At 33.1% G+C, this 2,465-nt stretch carries 3 protein-coding genes and 1 pseudogene; 2 read left to right on the top strand and 2 right to left on the bottom strand.

The annotated features are described in order from the left end of the window. Positions 1–75 (top strand): IS3 family transposase (locus D8M03_RS18150; protein WP_147404837.1); only part of this gene is annotated, 75 nt, incomplete at its 5' end. Between the two features lie 168 nt (positions 76–243). Here the strand turns inward: D8M03_RS18150 and D8M03_RS17445 are convergent. Beyond that, positions 244–636 carry a rhodanese-like domain-containing protein gene (locus D8M03_RS17445; RefSeq protein WP_121216047.1) on the bottom strand — a complete coding sequence of 131 codons (393 nt, stop codon included), beginning with the start codon at positions 634–636 and terminating at the stop codon, positions 244–246. Between the two features lie 19 nt (positions 637–655). After that, entirely contained in the window at positions 656–1,075 is a 420-nt protein-coding gene (locus D8M03_RS17440) for a MarR family winged helix-turn-helix transcriptional regulator (protein ID WP_121216046.1), read from the bottom strand. Positions 1,076–1,643: 568 nt separating this feature from the next. Here D8M03_RS17440 and D8M03_RS17430 point away from each other — a divergent pair. After that, a pseudogene (locus tag D8M03_RS17430) lies at positions 1,644–2,363 on the top strand (alpha/beta hydrolase). The last annotated feature ends 102 nt before the right edge of the window (positions 2,364–2,465 follow it).

The raw sequence follows: 2,465 nt of genomic DNA, 5'->3' as shown, positions 1-2,465 counted from the left end.
TTCTATAACAATGAGCGTTATCAAGAAAAACTAAACGGCTTAAGTCCATTAGAATATAGGACTCAAGCCGCTTAGAGCATTTTTATTATTTCCACTGTCTACTTGACTGGGAGCAGTTCAATAGTATGTGTCTAACAAATGGGGTGCAGTTCAATGCCACATAGGGAACGTTCAATCCAGCAGTTAAGACTACTACAAAGTGTTAGCTGCTTTTTATTTAATTAGACTCCCTTTGCATCAGAGTTAACACCCACAGTTATCAGACATGTTAACCTCTTGAGTGGAATCTGAAACAGGAAAGTTCATTTCTTTCCACGCTGCAATACCCCCCGTTAGCTCTTTTACCATATATCCACGTTCTAATAAAAACTTTGCTACCTTGGCAGCCGTGTTACACCAGACATCCCAACAGTAAACAATAATTTCCTTGTCTTTTGGTATTTCACTTAAACGAGCTTGCAGTTCTTGTTCGGGTATGACATTAGCATCCTTAATTTTTAAACTTCTTACATGAAGTGGGCCGTTTCTTACATCCAGCAAAAAGTATTTATCTGGATCTATTTGTGTCAATCTCAAATAATCCATAGGGCTAATAGTTGCTTCTAAACGGGCATTAAAATAATCAAGTGCATTCATAATTATGTTACCTCCATTTTTAAAGTGTGGTCCAAATTTTAATGAGAAACTCCTTTAGCAATTGTCTTTCTTGATTACTTAAAGGGGCTAAAACTTCTAATTCAATATCGTTTAAAAATTCCCAACGTGAATCCAATAAATCCTTTCCTTTTGGTGTAATCATAAGGCTGTAGGATCTTCTATCATTAGGATTCCTTGTCCTCTCTACAAAGCCTAAAGTTTCTAAATGATCAATATGACTTACCATTGTTGTCCGATCAATTTGTAGATTTTCAGAAATATCTTTTTGTGATGAGTAAGGGTTTCCATTAATAAATAAAAGAACCCCGTATTGTCTAGCATTAATGTGATATGGGACAAGCCCCTCGGCGAATTTAGTTTCCATTTGCTGAAGAACTTTTCCGAGTAAAAAACCATAAGATTGATTCCATTTTTCCATTTAAATTATTCACCCCTTTAAATAGTCAGTTAAATATATAATCAGTTTAACTGACTGTTTTTTGAATTTCAAGTTGTTTGTTTTTATATTTAATTTTAATGAAAAACTGCAAATGCTGATCTTATCCCTGAAAAAATCTTCCCTTCATACTTTAATTGCTCATGTTTAAAAGGATTGAGTACCTGTTGTTCAAATGGTATATTTATGTACAAAATCAACAGATTACCATAAGAGATAGACAACTAGTTCCTACAATAAAAGTAAGTAGGCTTACAGCATTCTTTTATCAACTGGTACTGCATTAATATTTCCATTATAGATTTGATTCGAGCTGTACTTAATTGAGATACTTCCTAGTCATTATGTGCTGAAGTGAATCTGAAGGTTAACTATGGGAAAAAATGAACAAACAATTTTCTATATACTGACATCACGGAAAGCTCAAAATATGTAGATTAGTTTCTAAGAAGGTATCAATGACTACTAAAAATAATTGGAAAATTATCTTTAAAGTGAACTATTCACTTACTTTTAAAGGAGAAAATTTGTGAAAAAATTAATTGTTCCAATGGTATTATCAATCGTATTAACTGGATGTGGAGAAGTTAATGTCTCAAAAGAAGAATACCAATTAGTAGAGGGATCTGAGTTTCTCGATGAAAATGAGAAAGCACTTGTTGGAAATATTAAAGTGATTCCTGATTTTAAAATGAACACGTTAAATAGGGAAAGAAACATTTGGGTTTATTTACCTCCTAGTTATGATGAGTCTAATGACAATTATCCCGTTCTTTATATGCAAGATGGTCAGAGTTTATTTAAATCTAAAGAAACTGAATGACAGGTTGATGAATCACTAGAAAGTATTTTCAAAGATAAAAAGGCAAAAGAAACAATCATTGTTGGTATTGAAAGTGATCCTGAAACAAGATTTAACGAATATGCTCCTTGGAAAAATCAAGTCAATGATGGGGGTGAAGGGGATTTATATGTAGATTTCATTGTTAAAGAATTAAAACCATATATTGATGAGAAGTTCCGAACATTAAAAGATCGAGAGAATACTAGTATTGCAGGAGCTTCTATGGGAGGGTACATCTCTTTATATGCTACGATGAAATATCAAGATGTATTTGGGAAAGTGGCCGCGTTTTCACCAATATTTGGTTTTAATAAAGCGCCATATGTAGCTTTTATTAATAAAGAGAAAATGAAAGAAGATGTAAAAATATACCTTGATGCTGGAGAAAACGAAGAGGAGTTTCCATTGGTGTATTTTGCAAGATAAAAATGCAGAGAATTGCAATGAAAAATACAGAGTGTTGCCACCCAATATTTTTACTGTTTTCTCGACAACGCATTGGCTAAACGGAAGCTCTGTCCCGTATAA

This window comes from Ureibacillus endophyticus, from assembly GCF_003628435.1.
Taxonomy (GTDB): domain Bacteria; phylum Bacillota; class Bacilli; order Bacillales_A; family Planococcaceae; genus Ureibacillus; species Ureibacillus endophyticus.
The sequence above is the reverse complement of the archived record's forward strand: the minus strand, read 5'-3'. Positions and strand labels throughout refer to the sequence as shown.